The following is an 18,532-nucleotide window of genomic DNA, read 5'->3' on the forward strand; positions in this document are numbered from 1 at the left end:
ATAGCTGAGGAGCACCAGGCGAAGCTCCACCAAGAACGGCCGTACGAGTCCGAGGCGGCAGGCCCGAAGGCGGCTGTTCCCGTGCCCCTTCCGCCCCCGTCGCCCGGAGCCGCCCCCGAGCCAACGCCGACCCCATCGAAGAACCGAACCACCCCCGCGCCCAGCAGCACCGACCCGAGCCCGGGAGCGGGCTGCCCCTCCCGCACCGATGGCGCGCCACGCCGCCCCCGCGGCGGGGTGATCGGCGGTGGCGGCGCGGGCACCGCACCGACCGGTGGAGCCGGCTCGCGTCCGGGGGGCGGCAAGGGCTTCCCCAGCGAGCCCACCGTCCCGCCCTTCTGGGCCGCACCGGGGTCCTCGGCACCGACGGACCGACCGGCGAGCCCGACCCACCCCAACTCCGAGGAGACCCCGCGCACCTCTGATCCCGACCATCGGGGGGAGTCAGATCAGGGGTGAGTCCGACACTCCCCCCGCCGCAGGACAGGCCGACCGACCCGACCCCGCCATCGACCACACCAATCGACGTTGCTGGCCGCGCCCCGGGTTCCGGCGCGGTGATCCCACTGGCCGGGAGCTCAGCCTCCCAAGCGCCGGGGACGGAGCAGGTAACGTCGGTGTCGTGTCTGGATCTCTACCGCTTCGCCTCGTCCTCGCCTCCGCGAGCCCGGCCCGCCGCAAGACCCTCCAGGCAGCGGGGATCGAGCCGGATGTACTGGTCAGCGGCGTTGACGAGTCCCTCGTGGCCAGCGATCGCGCCGATGAGCTCTGCCTTGAGCTGGCCCGGCTGAAAGCGCAGGCGGTCCTGACCCGGCTGCGCCCCGCCAAAGACCAGCGCACGCTGGTGATCGGGTGCGACTCGGTGCTGGAGTTCGACGGCCAGATCTTCGGCAAGCCCGCCGATGGGGCTGACGCCGTCCGCCGCTGGGAGCGGATGCGGGGGCGCAGCGGAATCCTGCACAGCGGGCACTGCCTCATTGACGCGACGGCGTCCCGACGGGCGGAGGCCGTCGCCGCCACGACCGTGCACTTCGCCGCGGTAAGCGACGACGAGATCGCCACGTACGTCAACACGGGCGAGCCCCTGGCCGTGGCCGGCGCGTTCACCATCGATGGGTTGGGGGGTCCATTCGTGGAGCGGATCGAGGGCGACCCCGGCACGGTGGTGGGCCTCTCCCTGCCGCTGCTGCGCCGCCTCCTGGCCGAGCTTGGTCTACCGATCACCGACCTGTGGCGTCGCGGCACACCGAGTGCCCCGACGTCCGGTGCCCCAGCTACCCCGAAGCCGAACCCTGGATCCTGACCACCGAGAGTCTCGCCGTCGAGAGCACGAAGGAGCAGCGTTGACCACCAAGTCCATCCCGTTGACGTCGGAGTTGCACGCGTACCTGGTCGCACACGGAAGCCCGCCGGATCAGGTCATGCTCGACCTGATCGAGGAGACCCGGGCGCACCTGCCGGAGGACGCTCAGATGCAGGTGGCGCCGGAGCAGGCCGCGTTCCTGACCTTTCTGACCCGGCTACTGGGGGCGCGACAGGCGGTCGAGGTCGGTACCTTCACCGGGCTCTCCGCGCTGGCGATCGCCCGCGGGCTGGCCGAGGACGGGCAGCTGAACTGCTTCGACGTTTCGGAGGAGTTCACCGGGATCGCTCGGCGCTACTGGACCCGGGCCGGTGTGGACGACCGGGTGCGGCTGCGGATCGGCCCCGCCGGAGAGACGCTGCGGGAACTACCGGCCGACCGCCACCTCGACTTCGCTTTCATCGACGCCGACAAGGTCGGCTACTCGGCATACTGGGCGGAGTTGGTGCCCAGGATGCGGCCCGGCGGAGTGATCGCCGTCGACAACGTCCTCCGCGACGGCCGGGTGCTCGCCCCGCAGGACGCCGGCGACCAGGCCATCGCCGCGTTCAACGACGAGGTGCTGGCCGACGTACGGGTTGACCCGGTGATGCTGCCGATCGCCGACGGGCTGACCCTGGCCCGAGTGCGCTGACCGGCCCGCCACGGGCGCTGCGAGACGGTCGGTGAACGGGCAGTGCGGCATCCCACACTTAGCGCTCGTTAGGGAGCTTCGGCAGGGCCGATACACTCCCCGTCAACGAACACCCCGGGAGGAGCCCCCAAGGTGCGCAAGGTACTCATCGCCAACCGCGGCGAGATCGCTGTCCGCGTCATCCGCGCGTGCCGCGATGCCGGCCTGGCCAGCGTCGCCGTCTACGCGGACTCCGACCGCGACGCCCTGCACGCCACCCTGGCCGATGAGGCGTACGCGCTCGGCGGTGACACCGCCGCCGACAGCTACCTGCGCATGGAGAAGCTGATCGAGGTCGCGGCGCGGTCCGGTGCCGACGCGGTGCACCCGGGCTACGGCTTCCTCTCCGAGAACGCCGACTTCGCCCAGGCGGTGATCGACGCCGGGCTGACCTGGATCGGGCCGAGCCCACAGGCGATCCGCGACCTGGGGGACAAGGTGACCGCCCGACACATCGCGCAACGCGCGGGCGCACCGCTGGTACCCGGCACCCCGGACCCGGTCGGCAGCGCCGACGAGGTGTTGACCTTCGCCGCCGACCACGGCCTGCCGGTCGCCATCAAGGCGGCCTTCGGCGGGGGTGGTCGCGGCCTGAAGGTGGCCCGAACGATGACGGAGATCCCCCACCTGTTCGAGTCGGCCACCCGGGAGGCGGTCGCCGCGTTCGGCCGGGGTGAGTGTTTCGTCGAGCGGTACCTGGACCAGCCACGACACGTGGAGGCGCAGGTCCTCGCCGACCAGCACGGCAACGTCATCGTGGTGGGCACCCGGGACTGCTCCCTCCAACGCCGGCACCAGAAGCTGGTCGAGGAGGCGCCGGCGCCGTTCCTCACCGACGCGCAGCGACAGCAGATCCACGACTCGGCCAAGGCCATCTGTCGGGAGGCCGGCTACCACGGTGCCGGCACCGTCGAATATCTGGTCGGCGCCGACGGCACCATCTCCTTCCTGGAGGTCAACACCCGACTTCAGGTGGAGCATCCGGTGACCGAGGTGACGGCCGGGGTCGACCTGGTCCGGGAGCAGTTCCGCATCGCGGACGGGGAGAAGCTGCGGTTCACCGAGGACCCGACGCCCCGCGGACACTCCATCGAGTTCCGGATCAACGGTGAGGACCCGGGCCGGGGCTTTCTGCCCGCCCCGGGCACGATCACCGCGCTGCGCCTGCCGACCGGTCCGGGAGTACGGGTCGACACCGGGGTCACCGCCGGCGATGTGATCGGCGGCAACTTCGACTCGCTCCTGGCCAAGGTGATCGTGACTGGCGAGACGCGTACCGAGGCACTGGAGCGGGCCCGTCGCGTGCTGGACGAGATGGTGGTTGAGGGCATGGCCACCGCGCTGCCGTTCCACCGGCTGGTGGTCCGGGATGAGGCCTTCACCACCGAGCCGTTCACGGTGCACACCCGGTGGATCGAGACCGAGTTCGACAACACCGTGCCGGCCTTCACCGCCGCTGCCGGCCCCACCGAGGGCCCGGCGGAGCGCGACACCGTGGTGGTGGAGGTGGGCGGCAAGCGGCTGGAGGTCAGCCTCCCGGCCGGCTTCGGCGCCGGTACGGCCGCCGCCGCGCCCACGGCGAAGAAGCCGGCCCGTCGGCGCGGCGCGGCGAAGGCCGGGGCCGCGGTCAGCGGCGACACGCTCACCTCCCCCATGCAGGGCACGATCGTGAAGATCGCGGTCGCGGACGGAGACATCGTGGCCGAGGGCGACCTGGTCGTGGTCTTGGAGGCGATGAAGATGGAGCAGCCGCTGCACGCGCACCAGGCGGGCACGGTCAGCAGCCTCGCCGCCGAGATCGGCGCGGTCATCACCGCTGGTGGCGCGATCTGCACCATCGCCTGAGGCGCGCTGGCTGCCGCGGTTCGGAAGACATACACCGCCGACGCGGCCGCCCGCGTCGTGGCGCTGCGGCACCGCCCGGTTGGCCAGCCGGCGGGATGTTGGCCGACCTGGGGAACGCGAGCCGGGGCAGCCAGTCATGATGGCCGAGTGCGGTTCCTACACAGCGCGGTCCCCGCGCATGACCTGACCTACAACGACGTCTTCATGGCCCCGGCCCGCTCCGAGGTGGCGTCCCGGCTCGACGTCGACCTGTCGACCGGTGACGGCACCGGCACCACCATCCCGTTGGTGGTGTCGAACATGACCGCGGTGGCGGGCCGCCGAATGGCCGAGACCGTGGCTCGACGGGGTGGCATCGCGGTCATCCCGCAGGACATCCCGATCGAGGTGGTCGCGAACGTCGTCGCCTGGGTCAAGCAGCGGCACCTGGTGTACGACACCCCGATCACCCTGGGTCCGACCGATACGGTCGGCGACGCCATCCACCTGCTGCCGAAGCGGTCGCACGGCGCGGTGGTCGTGGTGGACGAGTCCGGCCGGCCGGTCGGGGTGGTCACCGAGGCCGACACGGTGGGCGTGGACCGGTTCGCGCAGCTACGGCACGTGATGTCGGTAGAGCTGCACACGGTTTCGGCGGACGCCGATCCGCGTACCGGCTTCGACCGGCTCTCGGCCGGCCGGCGTCGGCTGGCGCCGGTGGTGGACGAGCAGGAGCGGCTGGTCGGCGTGCTGACCCGGTCGGGTGCTTTGCGGGCCACGCTGTACCGACCGGCACTCGACGACCGGGGCCGGCTGCGCATCGCCGCGGCGGTGGGCATCAACGGCGACGTCACCGGCAAGGCGCGAGCCCTGCTGGAGGCCGGGGTGGACACCCTGGTCGTGGACACGGCGCACGGCCACCAGGAACGGATGCTCTCCGCCCTGCGGGCGGTACGCGCGCTCGATCCGGCCGTTCCGGTCGCGGCCGGCAACGTGGTCACCGCCGACGGCGTACGCGATCTCGTTGCGGCGGGTGCGGACATCGTGAAGGTCGGCGTGGGGCCGGGGGCGATGTGCACCACCCGAATGATGACCGGGGTGGGCCGACCCCAGTTCTCGGCGGTCCTGGACTGCGCCGCGGCGGCGCGGGCGGTGGGCCGGCACGTGTGGGCGGACGGCGGGGTCCGGTACCCCCGCGATGTGGCGTTGGCGCTGGCCGCGGGGGCCTCGAACGTCATGATCGGTTCTTGGTTCGCCGGCACCTACGAGTCCCCGGGCGACCTCTACTCCGACGCCGACGGCCGCCGCTACAAGGAGAGCTTCGGCATGGCCTCGGCCCGGGCGGTCAGCGCTCGGACGGCGGAGGACTCCGCGTACGACCGCGCCCGGAAGGCGATCTTCGAGGAGGGCATCTCGTCGGCGCGGATGTACCTGGACCCGGACCGGCCGGGCGTGGAGGACCTCGTTGACGAGATCATCTCCGGGGTACGCAGCGCCTTCACCTATGCGGGGGCGCACAACCTCACCGAGTTCCACGAGCGGGCGCTGGTCGGGGTGCAGAGCGCGGCCGGCTACACCGAGGGGATGCCGATTCCGACGAGCTGGTGACTCGAACGCCACCCGGCGGCGGCCCGCCGCGGTCTAGCTGACCGGGCTGCCCGCCGGCTGCGGCGTCGGCGCCGGCTCCGCCGCCTCGGGGCGGTCCCGGGGCAGTCGGGCACAGGCGATCAGTCCGATAATCAGGAAGCCGGCGGCGGTGAAGGCGGCGTACCGGGTGGCATCGGCGAAGGCGGCCTTCGCCTCCTCGGCGATCGGCGCGGTGCGGGGGTCGGCGGCGAGCCCGGCGATCGCCGCTCCGCCACTCTCCCGGACCTCAGTCACCACCTGTTCCCGCTGGGTGGAATCGAGCTCGGGGCGATCAGCGAGCCGCGCCCCGAGAAGCCCGCTGAGCCCGGCGAAGAGGACCGTGCCGAGCACGGCGATGCCGAGGGCGGAGCCGACCTGCCGCGCGGTGCTCTGCACCCCGGACCCCTGGCCGCTGCGCCGGACCGGCACCTCTCGCAGCGACACCCCGGTGAGCTGGGCGGTGGCCAGACCGACGCCGACGCCGTAGACGAAGAGCAGGCCGAGCGGAGCCCACCAGTGGGTGTCGGGGGCAACCACGAGGCCGAGTCCGGCGATGCCGGCGATCTCCGCGGCTACGCCGAGTTGCACCACCCGGGTGGTGCCCCACCGTTTGACGAGAAGCGCTCCGAGCGCACTGGAGAGGAAGCTCCCGACGGCGAGGGGCAGCAGCGCCAGGCCGGTGTGGAAGGCGCTGTAGCCGAGCACGTTCTGATACCAGAGCGGGAGCGCGAAGAGGAGACCGAACTCGCCCAGGCTGACGATCGCGGCGGCGGTGACGCCGGTCCGGAAGGAGCCGATCCGAAACAGCGACAGGTCGATCAGCGCCGGCCGACCGACCCGGTTACGGCGCACCTGGTGGGTGACCAGAAGGGCGAGGGCGGCCAGGCCGGTCACCCCGACGACCGGCACCGGTGAGATCACGGCGGGCCAGTCCAGGCCGAGGATTTTGACCGGCTTCGCCAACCCCCACCAGCCGTACGTGCGCCCCTCGATGAGGGCGAAGACGACGCCGGTCATGCCGAGCACCGACAGCAGCGCCCCAATCAGGTCGATGCCGCGCTCGACCCGGTCGTCGCGGGATTCGGGGACCAGCGCGAGCGTGGCGGTGACGACCAGCAGGCCGATCGGCAGGTTGATGCCGAAGGCCCACCGCCAGGAGAGCTCGGTGGTGAGCCAGCCGCCGAGCAGCGGGCCGAGCGCGGCGGCCCCGCCGATGGTGGAGCCCCAGACCGCGAAGGCGATCGCCCGCTCTCGGCCGGCGAAGTTCGCGTTCAGCAGGGACAGTGAGGTGGGCAGCATCATCGCGCCGCCGAGCCCTTGGAGCACCCGCGCCCCGATCAGCTCCGCACCGGAGCCGGCGGACGCGGCGAGCAGGCTGGCGACGACGAAGACCAGCACGCCGACGACGAACATCCGGCGGCGGCCGGCACGGTCAGCGAAGCGGCCGGCGACCAGGAGCAGGGCGGCGAAGACGAGGGTGTACGCCTCCTGGACCCACTGCGCCCCGGCGGAGCTGACACCGAGGTCGGCGATGATCGCCGGGACGGCGACGTTGACGATCGTTACGTCGACGATGATCGTGGCGACTCCGAGGCTGATGGCGAGCAGCCCCCACCAGCGGCCACGTCCCTGCTTCGGCATACTCGCTCCGATCGCTAGTTTATCTAGCTACCTGAGCTGCTAGCTTCGTCCCGTGGACAGCGCCGCGTCAACCACCCCCGGCTCGCGTCGCGGGCCATACAGCGAAGCTCCCTCGACCAGCCGAACCGCCCGGGCGTTGCGCGAGGTGATCCGGGCTGCCAGCGACACCCGGGGGGCGCTGGCCCGCCGGCTCGGGATCGGGGTCACCGACGCCGCCGCCATCGACCACCTCGCCGCCAGCCCGGTCCCGCTCGGCCCGGTGGAGTTGGGCAACCGCCTCGGCATCCGGTCCGCCTCGGCCACCGTGCTGGTGGATCGGCTGGTCCGAGCCGGCCACCTGGCGCGTACGCCGCATCCGCAGGACCGCCGCCGGGTGGCGCTGCAGGTCACCGACGAGGGGTACGACGAGGTGTCGGCGGCACTACAGCCGATGCTGGCCGGCATCGAACAGGCGGTCGACCGGCTCACGCCGGAGCAGGCAGCCGCTACCGCCACCTTCCTGCTGCAGGTGGCCGAGGTTATGCGGGAGTATGTGGTGACCGCGCCGGCGGAGCCGCCCGACCTCGTACGTCACCGTCAGACACGCGGGATCCGAACAGCCGACGAATGACGGCGCGAGCGGCCTCCCGTGGATCGTCCCCCGCCTCGTCCGGCAGGGCGCCCGCATTCCACAGGGTGGCGAAGCCATGCACGATGGACCAGGCGGCGAGCGCGTCCCCGGCGGCGCCACCCGCCGCGCCCGGCCCCGGCGGCAGGTCAGCCACCGCCGAGCGCAGGACCGCACGCGATCGTCCTCGGGCCGCCACCACCTCCGGCGCGTCGACGCGGTAGAGGTCGGGGCGGTACATCACCTCGAAGTGCGCCCGACGCCGGACGGCGAAATCCACGTAGGCCACCCCCATCTCGAGCAGGCTGTCGCCGGTCTGCAGCGCCGCGGCGAGCAGGTCGAAGCCCTCGACCGCGAGCGCGGTGAGCAACCCCGGCTTGTCGCCGAAGTGATGGGCGGGCGCCGCATGCGACACGCCGGCTCGGCGGGCGAGGTCGCGCAGGCTCAGGGCGGCGGGCCCGGACTCCTCGATCGCCACCGCGGCGGTGGCGAGCAGGACCCGCCGAAGATCGCCGTGATGGTAGCCACGTACACCGGTCATCCCGGAAGCATATCTTGCCGTTGACAAGATATGCCGACGGAGGCAGTCTTGGCACCGACAAGATCGGCTTGGAGGTTCCGATGGTTCCACTGATCACACTGGTGGCCGGCACCGGGTTAGCCCGGCTGGCCGGCCTGGCCGGCGTGGGTGCGCTCGACGGCTGGCACCCCGCTCTGCGGGTGGGGCTCGCCCTGATGCTCACGGTCACCGGCCTGGCGCACTTCAGCCCACGACGCCGGGCCGACCTCGTCGCGCTGGTGCCACCACGACTCCCCCACCCCAGGATCCTGGTCACCCTCACCGGGATGCTGGAGCTACTCGGCGCGGCGGCGCTCCTGGCTCCTCCCACCGCCCGGTGGGCCGCCGCCGGGCTGGCCGTCCTGATGCTGGCGATGTTCCCGGCGAACGTGTCCGGGGCACGACGCAAGCTCACCCTGGCCGGCCGTCCCGTCACCCCGCTGGCCGCCCGTACCGCCATGCAGGGAATCTTCGTCGCCACCGCCGTCGCCATTTCGGTTGGCACCTGACGATCCGGCCACTAACCTGCCCGGGTGAACCTAGCCCCCCGCCAGGACACACCACTCGGGCGCTGGTCATCCTGACCGCCCGGGCCGACCCAGGCGAGCCCCACGGAGAGCCGGCGTGCTGATCCAACTGCTCCGCACCTACCTACGCCCCTACCACCGCCCGCTGGCGGCCGTGGTCGCCCTCCAGTTCGTCGGCACCATCGCCTCGCTGTACCTGCCGAGCCTCAACGCCGACATCATCGACCTTGGCGTGGCCCGCGGCGACACCGGCTTCATCCTCCGCACCGGGGCCTGGATGCTCGTCGTCAGCCTGGTACAGATCGTCTGCTCGATCGCCGCCGTCTACCTCGGCGCCCGCACCGCGATGGCGTACGGCCGGGATGTCCGGGCGGCGCTCTTCGCCCACGTCAACACCTTCTCCGCGCGGGAGGTCGCCCACTTCGGCGCACCATCGCTGATCACTCGCAACACCAACGACGTGCAGCAGGTGCAGATGCTGGTGCTGATGAGCTGCACGATGCTGGTCGCCGCGCCGATCATGAGCGTCGGCGGGGTGGTGATGGCGCTCCGCGAGGACCTCGGGCTCTCCTGGCTGCTGCTGGTCAGCGTCCCCGTCCTGGCGCTCGGCCTGGGGCAGGTGATCCGACGGATGGTGCCCGGATTCCGACTCATGCAGACCCGCATCGACACCGTCAACCGGGTCCTCCGCGAGCAGATCACCGGCATCCGGGTGGTACGGGCGTTCGTCCGGGAACCGGTCGAGACCCGGCGCTTCGCCACCGCCAACACCGACCTGACCGCGACCGCCCTGCAGACCGGCCGACTGGCAGCACTGATCTTCCCGATCGTGATGCTGGTCCTCAACGTCTCCAGCGTCGCGGTGCTCTGGTTCGGTGCCGGACGGGTCGACGCCGGCGCCATCGAGGTCGGCTCCCTCACCGCCTTCCTCCAGTACCTGATGCAGATCCTGATGGCGGTCATGATGGCCACCTTCATGCTGATGATGGTGCCGAGAGCGGCGGTCTGCGCGGAGCGGGTCAGCGAGGTGCTGGCGACCGAAACCTCGGTCACGCCCCCACCGGAGCCGGTCACCACACCGCCGGGCCGAGCCGAGGTGGAGCTACACAAGGTGCGATTCCAGTACCCGGGTGCGGCCGAGCCGGTGCTGCGGGACGTGTCGTTCCGGGTGACCCCGGGCACGACCACCGCGATCATCGGCAGCACCGGCGCCGGCAAGAGCACCCTGCTCGCCCTGATCCCACGACTGATCGACGCCACCTCCGGCGCGGTGCTGGTGGACGGGGTCAACGTCCGGGATCTCGCGCCGGAGGTACTGTGGCAGCGGATCGGCCTGGTGCCCCAGCGCCCGTACCTGTTCACCGGCACGATCGCCACCAACCTGCGACACGGCAACCCAAACGCCACCGAGGCCGAGCTGTGGGCGGCGCTGGAGGTGGCGCAGGCCCACGACTTCGTCGCGGCGCTGCCGGACGGGCTGGACGCACCGGTAGCGCAGGGGGGCACCAACCTCTCCGGCGGGCAGCGGCAGCGGCTGGCCATCGCCCGGGCGCTGGTCCGCCGACCAGAGATCTACCTCTTCGACGACTCCTTCTCCGCCCTTGACCTCGGCACCGACGCACGGCTGCGGGCGGCGCTGCGCCCAGTCACCGCCGACGCGGCGGTGGTGGTCGTGGCGCAGCGGGTCGCCACCGTGGCAGACGCCGACCAGATCGTGGTGCTGGAGGACGGGGGTGTCGTGGGGATCGGCCGGCACGCCGAGTTACTGACGAACTGCCCCACGTACGCGGAGATCGTCGCATCTCAGCAGAGCACGGGGGTGACGGCGTGAGTGCTCCGGTCGTACCGAAGAAGAACCCACCCGGCGAGGAGCCCACGCCCCAGCGGCTACCAGCCGGCGGCCAACGCGGCAGCGGGCCGTCCTGGCCGGGGCCGGGCATGCCCGCCGAACGGTCGATGTCCTTCGGGCCGTCGGCTCGGCGCCTCCTCGGACGGCTGCGCCCGCACCGTCTCCCCCTGATCGGGGTGATCGCCCTGACGGTGCTCGGTGTCGGCCTGAACGTGGTCGGCCCGAGAGTGCTCGGCCACGCCACCGACCTGATCTTCGCTGGGGTGTTGGGGAGACAACTCGAACCCGGCACGACGACGGAGGCTGCCGCCGCGGCGGCGCGCGCGGCGGGCAACGACAGCTTCGCCGACATCATCACCCGGATGGACGTGGTCCCCGGCGCCGGGATCGACTCGGCCGCGCTGGCCCGGGCGCTGCTGCTGGCGCTCGCCCTCTTTGCCGCGGCGTCCCTGCTCATCTGGGCGCAGGGCTGGCTGCTCACCGGGATTGTGCAGCGGACCGTGCACCGGCTACGCGAGGACGTGGCGGCCAAGCTGAACCGGCTGCCCCTGCCCTACTTCGACCGGCAGCCCCGGGGTGAGCTGCTCAGCCGGGTCACCAACGACATCGACAACATCTCGGTCAGCCTGCAGCAGACCCTGAGCCAACTGCTCACCGCGCTGCTCACCGTGGTCGGGGTGCTCGCCATGATGTTCTGGATCTCGCCACTGTTGGCCCTGATCGCACTGGTGGCGGTACCCCTGTCGGTCCTCGTCACCCAGCAGATCGCGAAGCGGTCCCAGCCGCGGTTCGTCGCCCAGTGGACGCACACCGCGGAGCTCAACGGTCAGATCGAGGAGGCTTTCACCGGCCACGAGTTGGTCAAGGTCTTCGGCCGGCAGCGGGCTGTGCAAACCTCCTTCGCGGCCAAGAACGAGGAGCTGTTCCAGGCCAGCTTCGGGGCGCAGTTCATCTCCGGAATCATCATGCCGGCGATGATGTTCATCGGAAACCTGAGCTACGTGGCGATCGCCGTGGTCGGCGGGCTCCGGGTGGCATCGGGCACGATGACCCTCGGCGACGTGCAGGCCTTCATCCAGTACTCCCGCCAGTTCACCCAGCCGCTCACCCAGCTCGCCGCGATGACGAACCTGCTCCAGTCCGGGGTCGCCTCCGCCGAGCGGGTCTTCGCGGTGCTCGACGCCGAGGAGCAGACTCCGGAACCGACCTCCCCGGCCCAACTGACCGCACCCCGCGGACGGGTCGCGTTCGAGCACGTCTCCTTCCGGTACACGCCGGACGAGCCGTTGATCGAGGACCTGTCGCTGACCGCCGAGCCCGGCCAGACGGTGGCGATCGTCGGGCCGACTGGGGCCGGCAAGACCACCCTGGTCAACCTGGTGCTGCGCTTCTACGAGCTGAACGCGGGTCGGATCACCCTCGACGGAGTGGACATCACCGGGCTGCGCCGGGACGACCTACGCTGTCGCATCGGCATGGTGCTCCAGGACACCTGGCTGTTCACCGGCACGATCCGGGAGAACATCGCCTACGGCCGACCCGACGCCACCGAGGAGGAGATCCTGGCCGCGGCCCGGGCGACCTTCGTGGACCGCTTCGTACGCAGCCTGCCCGATGGCTACGACACCGTGATCGACGAGGAGGGGAGCAACATCAGCGCCGGCGAGCGGCAGCTCATCACCATCGCCCGCGCCTTCCTCGCCGAGCCGTCACTGCTGATCCTCGACGAGGCCACCAGCTCCGTGGACACCCGGACCGAGGTGCTGCTCCAACGGGCGATGGCGGCGCTGCGCTCCGACCGCACCAGCTTCGTGATCGCACACCGGCTCTCCACCATCCGCGACGCCGACCTGATCCTGATGATGGTGGACGGGCGCATCGTCGAACAGGGCACCCACGACGAGTTGCTCGCGGCCGACGGCCCGTACGCCGGCCTGCATCGGTCCCAGTTCACCCAGGGCCGGCCGACCGAATCCGAACCGATCTCGGCTCCGTAGCCGGCGAAGGGGCAGCGGGGACCACGGAAGAACGCCTACCGCACGGAAGGCGAGTCGACCGCCGGCAACCCGGAACACCCGGGTTTCCGGCGGTCCTCGGCGTGCCGCTCAGCCCGGTGGGAGCAGCTCCGGCGAGCGGGTCGCGACGACCCGGGTAACCAGGGCGAGGGCCTCGGCGGTGGGCAGCGGGGCCAGGTGTTGGCCGTCCCGCAGCCGCAGCGACACTCGTCCGGCGGCGGCCTCCCGCGGGCCGACCACCGCGGCGTACGGGACCCGGGCCTGCGCCGCGTCACGGATCCGTCCGCCCAGCGAGCCGCCCCGGTCCACCTCGGCCCGCAGGCCGGCGGCGCGCGCCGCGGCGACGAACTCGTCAGCCGCGCCGTCCTGCTCGGCCGCGACCGGCAGGACCACCAGCTGAACCGGCGCGTACCAGACGGGGAAAGCCCCCTCGTGCACCTCGATCAGGTAGCTGAACAGCCGCTCCATGCTCCCGACGAGGCTGCGGTGCACCAGCACCGGCCGGCGCCGGGCGCCACCGGAGTCGACGTACGACAGATCGAACCGCTCCGGCTTGTCGAAGTCGAGTTGGACGGTGGAGAGCGTCCACTCCCGACCGGCGGCGTCCGACACCTGGATATCGATCTTTGGTCCGTAGAAGGCCGCCGCACCGACATCCTCGGTGTACTCCACCCCTCCGAGCGCGGCGCGGAGTAACTCCTCGGCCCACGCCCAGTTGTCCTCCGCGCCGACGTAGCGCTGGCCCGGACCCCGCAGCGACAGCCGGAACCCCGCCGGCCGTACGCCGAGGGCGGCGTGTGCCGCGCGGATCAGCCGGAGGATCTCCGCCACCTCCGCCCCGACCTGCTCCAGGGTGCAGAAGTTGTGGGCGTCGTTGAGCGAGATCGCCCGCACCCGGGCCAGCCCGCCCAGCACACCGGAGCGCTCGGCCCGGTACATCCCGCCCAGCTCGGCGATCCGCAGCGGCAGGTCCCGCCAGGATCGTCCCCGGCACCGGTAGACCAATGCGTGGTGTGGGCAGAGCGCCGGGCGGAGCAGAAGCTCGTCGTCGGCCGACAGCCGCATCGGTGGGAACATCTCCTCGGCGAAGTGGCCAAGGTGCCCGGAGCGTTCGAAGAGTTCCCGCCGACCGAGGGGCGGGGTGACGACGTGCTGGTAGCCGGCCTGACGTTCGAGGTCCCGGAGGTACTCCTCGACGGCGTGCCGGGCCGCCGCCCCGGCCGGCAGCCAGAGTGGCAGCCCCGCGCCGGCGAGCGGGTCGGAGGTGAACAGGCCCAGCTCGCGGCCGAGCCTACGGTGGTCGATCATGTCGCGCTCCTGGTTCGGGTACGGCGCTCGGAGCGATCGGTACCGGGAACGCAACCGAGACCCCGGGCGGTTCGCCCCGGGGCCTCGTTGACGGTGAAGTCAGTGCGGTATGCCGGGGTTCCCCGGCGTCGTGTTCCCTACCGCAGCCTGCATGGGGCGAGGTTACGGCGAGCAGTGTCGAGCCCGCACCCGAATTTGACCCACCTCCGGCCGCGACGACCCGGCGCCGACCTCACCGTCTCGCCCGCCGACCACAAGCACGATCGGGCCACTCATCCGAGGCCTCGGCGTCCCCGCCATTCCCGGCCGCCTGGCCGCACTACACCAACGTGTCCTCCAGGCCCCGGCACCGGTCGTCGCCCAAGCCCTCGGCTTTCACCACACCGTCCACCGCCATCACGCCGCTGCTGGCGGAACCTGGAACCGCTACACCGTCGGCCGTAGCGCTGAACCGTAACTCGCCTGCTCAAATGAGTTCGATCGCCTACTGTCGCGAGGTGCCTGACCAGAGCGGTGACGACAACCTCCACGTGATAGTCCGATGCCAAGACGACCCGGCGGTGTCCATCCGCCTGCACGACCGTTCCTTTCCCGACGAATACGGCATCTGCTTCGCGGTCGAAGCCCGCGCACAGGGCCTACACGCCGAACTGGGCGCTGAGATGTGGGTCTGGGACGGAGCCTGGCTTCCTGACTTCATCGGTCAGCTCGCCGCCGACTACCGCGGCTGGGTCGACGAGCGGACCTGGCAGGCCAACCACCTCACCGTCCGCGCCACCTTCCACTCCGGCGGTCACGTGGCACTCACCTGGCAGCTCCAACCCTGGGTATCCCGCTCCGATGCCTGGCAGGCGTCGATCACCACCTGGCTCGAAGGCGGGGAGCAGATGAGCAATCTCGCCGCGGACCTCCGCGAGTTCCTACCCAACCCCGGTCCGACCAAGTAGCCGCCACGGCACCACCCCCGCCAACCGCCGCTGCCGTCAACCACCACGGGCTGCTGCCCTCCGTAACCGAAGCCCACTAAGACAGATGAATACCAGCTACATCAAATAGGTGACTCTGCCAGTCGACTAGCGAGAGCCGAGGAGAGCACGGGCGCTGATTACCAATCCTCCGCTTGCGCGGAGGCACCGAATCGAACGGATGAGAAGGAAGCGCCCGCATGGCCTCGGCTCTCGCCGCTTACTCAGGGATCAACTCACTCAGCCTATCCAACGTGTATGCCTCGGACCCGTGGGGCAAGCCCTCCGGCGCGTCAATGCCGATGAACGTGACGGGCTCGTCCGGCAGCTGTCCGTCCCACGTCGTCACCTCGGCCCGCGCGCGCCACCGGTCGACAAGGTAGGACACGGTGAGGTACCGCCGCTCCATCAGCGCCCGCACCCGATCCGTCGTGGTGAACGTGTTGTCCTCCACCCGGTTGAACGACGGCTGCCCCCGCAGGTACAGGTGCAGCCACACGGCCTGCCAACCGTGCTCGGTCCTGGCGAACACCATCGGCAGCGCGACCCGGCCCTGCCCGCGCATCTGCGAACGTGCCCGCACGGTCCGGGCGTCGAACGGGGCACCTCGCTGGTCCCGCTCTCGGGTCTGGTAGCCGAACATCGACTCGGCGACCTCGTCGAACGACTCACCCGCATAGATGTAGACCTGCGGAACCACGTAATGCCCGAGTTCCGCCAAGGGCACGTCGATGAACTCGGTCGCGCCGTTCGTCGCGTCGGTGACGTCCCCGGAGTGCACCACCCCGTCGTGGTGGTAGTTCGTCCAGGACACCTGCCCCGTCGTGTGGAATTCGCTGTCCAGCAGCAGCACCGACAGGTCGTAGTCGGTGCGGCGACTCGCCTGCCGCCAATACGTGAAGAAGCGCAGCAGCTCACCGGTGACCGGTGCGCGCGAGCCTCGCGGCAGCACCGCGAAACCACTCTCGGTCGCCTTGCCCGACAGCGGCAGGGCGACGTCGAGCACCTCCGGATCCACCAGCAGCGGCCGCTGCGGATCCGGCAGTCGGGCGCTGATCTCGGCGTCGAGCAGGTCCGACAGCTTGGCCACCAGCTCGGCGGGCAGCGGCGGGCGGGCATCCGGGCCGACCCACGCGCTGCGCGAGCGGCTCGCGTACATCCGGGCCGACGCGGGTGTCAGCCGGTTGTCGACGTGCTCCCGCAGCGACAGCAGCACCCGGCCCGACGCCGCACCGAACGCGCCGGTGACCGCGTCGAGGACGGCGCTCCGCTCGGCCGCCGATGCCAGCCGTAGCAGCCGGTCGGCGGATCGCAGGAGCATGCCCGGAGCGGCCGACAGCAACGACGCGGCCTGACCGACAGCGCCGGCACGGACGGCCGTCTCGGCCCGACCCGCCAGGTTCGGCACCCGGCGCTCGCCACGCGCGACCGCGAACACTTCCCGGGCGTGCGGCCACTGGCCGTACTCGTGCGGGTGCAGCCGCTCCCCGAGTCGCTTCCACCGCTCGGCATACCGGGCGACGTCACCGAGCTTGCCCGGGCTCGCCCCGACGACAGCGTCCAGCGCAGCGAGCAGCACCCGCCGCTCCGGGCGCCGGAACGACCGGAACCGCGTAGCCGTCACCAGTGAGGTGTCCCCGCCGGAAGCCTGGCAGGCAAGCCGCAGCACATCCGTCGTGGTGTCCATACCGACCAGCGGCCGGCCAAGCACCAGCCGGACCCCGTTGAGCACGGCACGGTTCTCCCGCACCGGCACCTCCGCCGGCTGTGCGCCATCCATGCAGGCGACCGCCAGCTCACCGAGGACGGTCAGGTCCGCCTCACCCAGCGGCGTCGCGCTGCCGGCCAGGGCCAGATACAGCCGCTCCGCCTCCACCTCGGCGACATCACCGAGCCGTAGCACCGTCACCCGGCTACCGGCCGCGGTGATCAGCTCATCGTGCGCCGCTAGCAGCTCGGCGTAGGTGTGCTGGTAGGTCCCGTACGCCGGCAGGTCGAGCAGGTTCACCCCACCCGAGGCGACAGCCGCACGCAGCTGCGCGTCGGTCGCCGTGCCCCCACCGGTGAGAACGGCCGCCCGCAGCCGGTCGATCCAGAACTCTACGGTGTCCGGCACATCGTCCGGGAAGCCGATGAAGTACGCGTTGTGCCGAACGTGATCACCGACCAGCTCCCGCACCGCCGACACCACGGTGGCGGCAAGATCCATCGCCGGCTCGGGCGCCAGGCCGCCGATGTGGCCCAGCAGAGCCCGCGACGCCGAGAACCCGACATCGAGCAGCGCTGCATCCAACTGCCGGGCCACGGACGTGCCATCACCGGCCGCGCCGGTGCTCGCCGGCACGCGCAGTGCCCTCTGAATGATCAACTTGTCCAGCACGTGCCTCCTCCTCCCGGTGGACTCCAACAACTGCCAACCTGCAGCCGCGGCACAGTGGGTCGCCGGGGACTCGAACCCCGAACCCTTCGATCCAACAAGGAGAAGGAAGCGCCTCCATGACCGCACAGGCGGAGAGTGGACGCGCTACTCAGTCGAATGCTCTGCCAGTTGAGCTAGCGACCCCAGATGTCGATGATCACACCGGCCACACGGACTTGGCCACCGGGTTTCTACACCACTTTGGACGCGGTGGAGCAAGCGTGCCCTTCCCCCTGGCGCTGTTGGCGACAACAGCGGACCGTACCCGCAGGACACGCAGCCCGGCCCGCGGCGAGCCCCGGTCGCCTGGCGGCACTGCACCAACTTGTCCTCCAGGCCCGGCACCGGTCGTCGCCCAAGCCCTCGGCTTTCACTACACCACCACCCACCGCCATCACGCCGCTGCTGGCGGAACCTGGAACCGCTACACCGGCCGGGACGGGTAACCGATCTCAGCGAGATCCTCGGCGAGATCGGCCACCAGAAGGTCACCGTTCAGGCGACGCACCAACTCGTCGGTCAACGGGTGTCCGGCGAACACCTCGCTGACGGCCTCAAGGTTCACGGCTCTTCCGTAGTAGTCCTCGGCGAAACGCTGGTACGCCACCGGAGTGCCGTCAACGAGCACGCGGAACAGCTTGTCAGCACCATCCGGATCATCACCGCCAGGAAAATTGAGTTCTCCGGCGTGCCACCGGTCGTCGCCGTGCTGACGCCATAGGCACACGGTTGCTTCCAGCGTGCCTTCGTAACTGAACGCCGGCTCGTCGACATAGCTTGAGAAGATCTGCGCCACGGTATCAACCAGTCCCGGCCACAGCTCCTCATCGTTGTTGGCCGGGCTCATCGGCGACTCGTGGTCGAAACCCCGGACGAACGCACCAGCCGACGCGAAGACGATCGACCACTCGTCGCCGGATCCGTTCCTCATGGAGGCCAGCTGCTCATCCGGGGCCCAGCGCGTATTGAACGAGTAGTACCGCGACTCCCACTCAGGGCTCATGATCGCGTCCAGCATCGCGAGCGCTCGACACCGCTCGCGAAGCGTCAGGATGTCCGGCAGGGCACGCGCCACGTCATGAACCGTCACCGGCACATCTAACCTCGACGAGCTTCCCGGCTCCTCGCCATCCGCCGCCCAGCACGAAGAGTCACC

14 protein-coding genes and 1 tRNA gene are annotated in these 18,532 nt (G+C 70.9%); 9 read left to right on the top strand and 6 right to left on the bottom strand.

All coding sequences use genetic code 11. The annotated features are described in order from the left end of the window. Positions 1-622 precede the first annotated feature (622 nt). The 4 genes from SALPAC3_RS0110210 (at position 623) to SALPAC3_RS0110225 (ending at position 5,468) form a co-directional block, all read left to right on the top strand. A complete protein-coding gene (locus SALPAC3_RS0110210) occupies positions 623-1,303 on the top strand; it encodes a Maf family protein (protein WP_018221145.1) in 681 nt (226 codons plus the stop codon). Positions 1,304-1,343: 40 nt separating this feature from the next. After that, complete coding sequence (locus SALPAC3_RS0110215; RefSeq protein ID WP_018221146.1) at positions 1,344-1,997, top strand: O-methyltransferase; 654 nt, start codon at positions 1,344-1,346, stop codon at positions 1,995-1,997. Between the two features lie 132 nt (positions 1,998-2,129). Further along, positions 2,130-3,881 carry an acetyl/propionyl/methylcrotonyl-CoA carboxylase subunit alpha gene (locus tag SALPAC3_RS0110220; protein WP_018221147.1) on the top strand — a complete coding sequence of 584 codons (1,752 nt, stop codon included), beginning with the start codon at positions 2,130-2,132 and terminating at the stop codon, positions 3,879-3,881. A 147-nt stretch (positions 3,882-4,028) separates the two neighbouring features. Then, complete coding sequence (locus tag SALPAC3_RS0110225; RefSeq protein WP_018221148.1) at positions 4,029-5,468, top strand: GuaB1 family IMP dehydrogenase-related protein; 1,440 nt, start codon at positions 4,029-4,031, stop codon at positions 5,466-5,468. Positions 5,469-5,501: 33 nt separating this feature from the next. Here the strand turns inward: SALPAC3_RS0110225 and SALPAC3_RS0110230 are convergent, their stop codons facing one another. After that, on the bottom strand, positions 5,502-7,127 hold the full coding sequence (locus SALPAC3_RS0110230; protein WP_018221149.1) for a DHA2 family efflux MFS transporter permease subunit: 1,626 nt from the start codon (positions 7,125-7,127) through the stop codon (positions 5,502-5,504). 52 nt (positions 7,128-7,179) lie between these two features. Here SALPAC3_RS0110230 and SALPAC3_RS0110235 point away from each other — a divergent pair, with 52 nt between their 5' ends. After that, a complete protein-coding gene (locus SALPAC3_RS0110235) occupies positions 7,180-7,737 on the top strand; it encodes a MarR family winged helix-turn-helix transcriptional regulator (RefSeq protein ID WP_026185418.1) in 558 nt (185 codons plus the stop codon). Here the strand turns inward: SALPAC3_RS0110235 and SALPAC3_RS0110240 are convergent. After that, entirely contained in the window at positions 7,646-8,275 is a 630-nt protein-coding gene (locus SALPAC3_RS0110240) for a TetR/AcrR family transcriptional regulator (RefSeq protein ID WP_018221151.1), read from the bottom strand. The two genes, SALPAC3_RS0110235 and SALPAC3_RS0110240, sit on opposite strands and share 92 nt — an antisense overlap. Positions 8,276-8,355: 80 nt before the next feature. Here SALPAC3_RS0110240 and SALPAC3_RS0110245 point away from each other — a divergent pair, with 80 nt between their 5' ends. From SALPAC3_RS0110245 to SALPAC3_RS0110255, 3 genes are all read left to right on the top strand, one after another. Then, positions 8,356-8,802 (top strand): DoxX family protein, encoded by a 447-nt coding sequence (locus SALPAC3_RS0110245; RefSeq protein ID WP_018221152.1) that lies wholly within the window; start codon positions 8,356-8,358, stop codon positions 8,800-8,802. A 115-nt stretch (positions 8,803-8,917) separates the two neighbouring features. Beyond that, entirely contained in the window at positions 8,918-10,651 is a 1,734-nt protein-coding gene (locus SALPAC3_RS0110250) for an ABC transporter ATP-binding protein (protein WP_018221153.1), read from the top strand. Next, positions 10,648-12,666 (top strand): ABC transporter ATP-binding protein, encoded by a 2,019-nt coding sequence (locus SALPAC3_RS0110255; protein WP_026185419.1) that lies wholly within the window; start codon positions 10,648-10,650, stop codon positions 12,664-12,666. The genes SALPAC3_RS0110250 and SALPAC3_RS0110255 overlap by 4 nt, the downstream gene beginning before the upstream one ends. A 108-nt stretch (positions 12,667-12,774) precedes the next feature. On the opposite strand, the gene thrS is transcribed toward SALPAC3_RS0110255, so the two are convergent. Then, entirely contained in the window at positions 12,775-13,992 is a 1,218-nt protein-coding gene (gene thrS, locus SALPAC3_RS0110260; RefSeq protein ID WP_018221155.1) for a threonine--tRNA ligase, read from the bottom strand. A 560-nt stretch (positions 13,993-14,552) separates the two neighbouring features. Between thrS and SALPAC3_RS0110270 the strand changes: the two genes are divergently transcribed. Further along, positions 14,553-14,939 (top strand): DUF6228 family protein, encoded by a 387-nt coding sequence (locus SALPAC3_RS0110270; RefSeq protein WP_033669922.1) that lies wholly within the window; start codon positions 14,553-14,555, stop codon positions 14,937-14,939. A gap of 238 nt (positions 14,940-15,177) precedes the next feature. Here SALPAC3_RS0110270 and SALPAC3_RS0110275 read toward each other — a convergent pair whose 3' ends face one another. The 3 genes from SALPAC3_RS0110275 to SALPAC3_RS0110280 form a co-directional block, all read right to left on the bottom strand. Then, a complete protein-coding gene (locus SALPAC3_RS0110275) occupies positions 15,178-17,337 on the bottom strand; it encodes a TerD family protein (RefSeq protein ID WP_018221157.1) in 2,160 nt (719 codons plus the stop codon). A gap of 55 nt (positions 17,338-17,392) precedes the next feature. Further along, positions 17,393-17,520, bottom strand: a tRNA-OTHER gene (locus SALPAC3_RS27930). Between the two features lie 280 nt (positions 17,521-17,800). Next, positions 17,801-18,472, bottom strand: coding sequence for a hypothetical protein (locus SALPAC3_RS0110280; protein WP_018221158.1), 672 nt, complete (start codon positions 18,470-18,472; stop codon positions 17,801-17,803). Positions 18,473-18,532: the final 60 nt, after the last annotated feature.

The sequence above is a fragment of the Salinispora pacifica DSM 45544 genome (assembly GCF_000378845.1).
In the GTDB taxonomy this organism is placed as follows: Bacteria; Actinomycetota; Actinomycetes; order Mycobacteriales; family Micromonosporaceae; genus Micromonospora; species Micromonospora pacifica.

Bases quoted from the DNA above. Each gene is read 5' to 3' on its own strand.
- SALPAC3_RS0110230 (WP_018221149.1), bottom strand. From the start codon at position 7,127: ATGCCGAAGCAGGGACGTGGCCGCTGGTGGGGGCTGCTCGCCATCAGC.
- SALPAC3_RS0110240 (WP_018221151.1), bottom strand. From the start codon at position 8,275: ATGACCGGTGTACGTGGCTACCATCACGGCGATCTTCGGCGGGTCCTG.
- thrS (WP_018221155.1), bottom strand. From the start codon at position 13,992: ATGATCGACCACCGTAGGCTCGGCCGCGAGCTGGGCCTGTTCACCTCC.
- SALPAC3_RS0110245 (WP_018221152.1), top strand. From the start codon at position 8,356: ATGGTTCCACTGATCACACTGGTGGCCGGCACCGGGTTAGCCCGGCTG.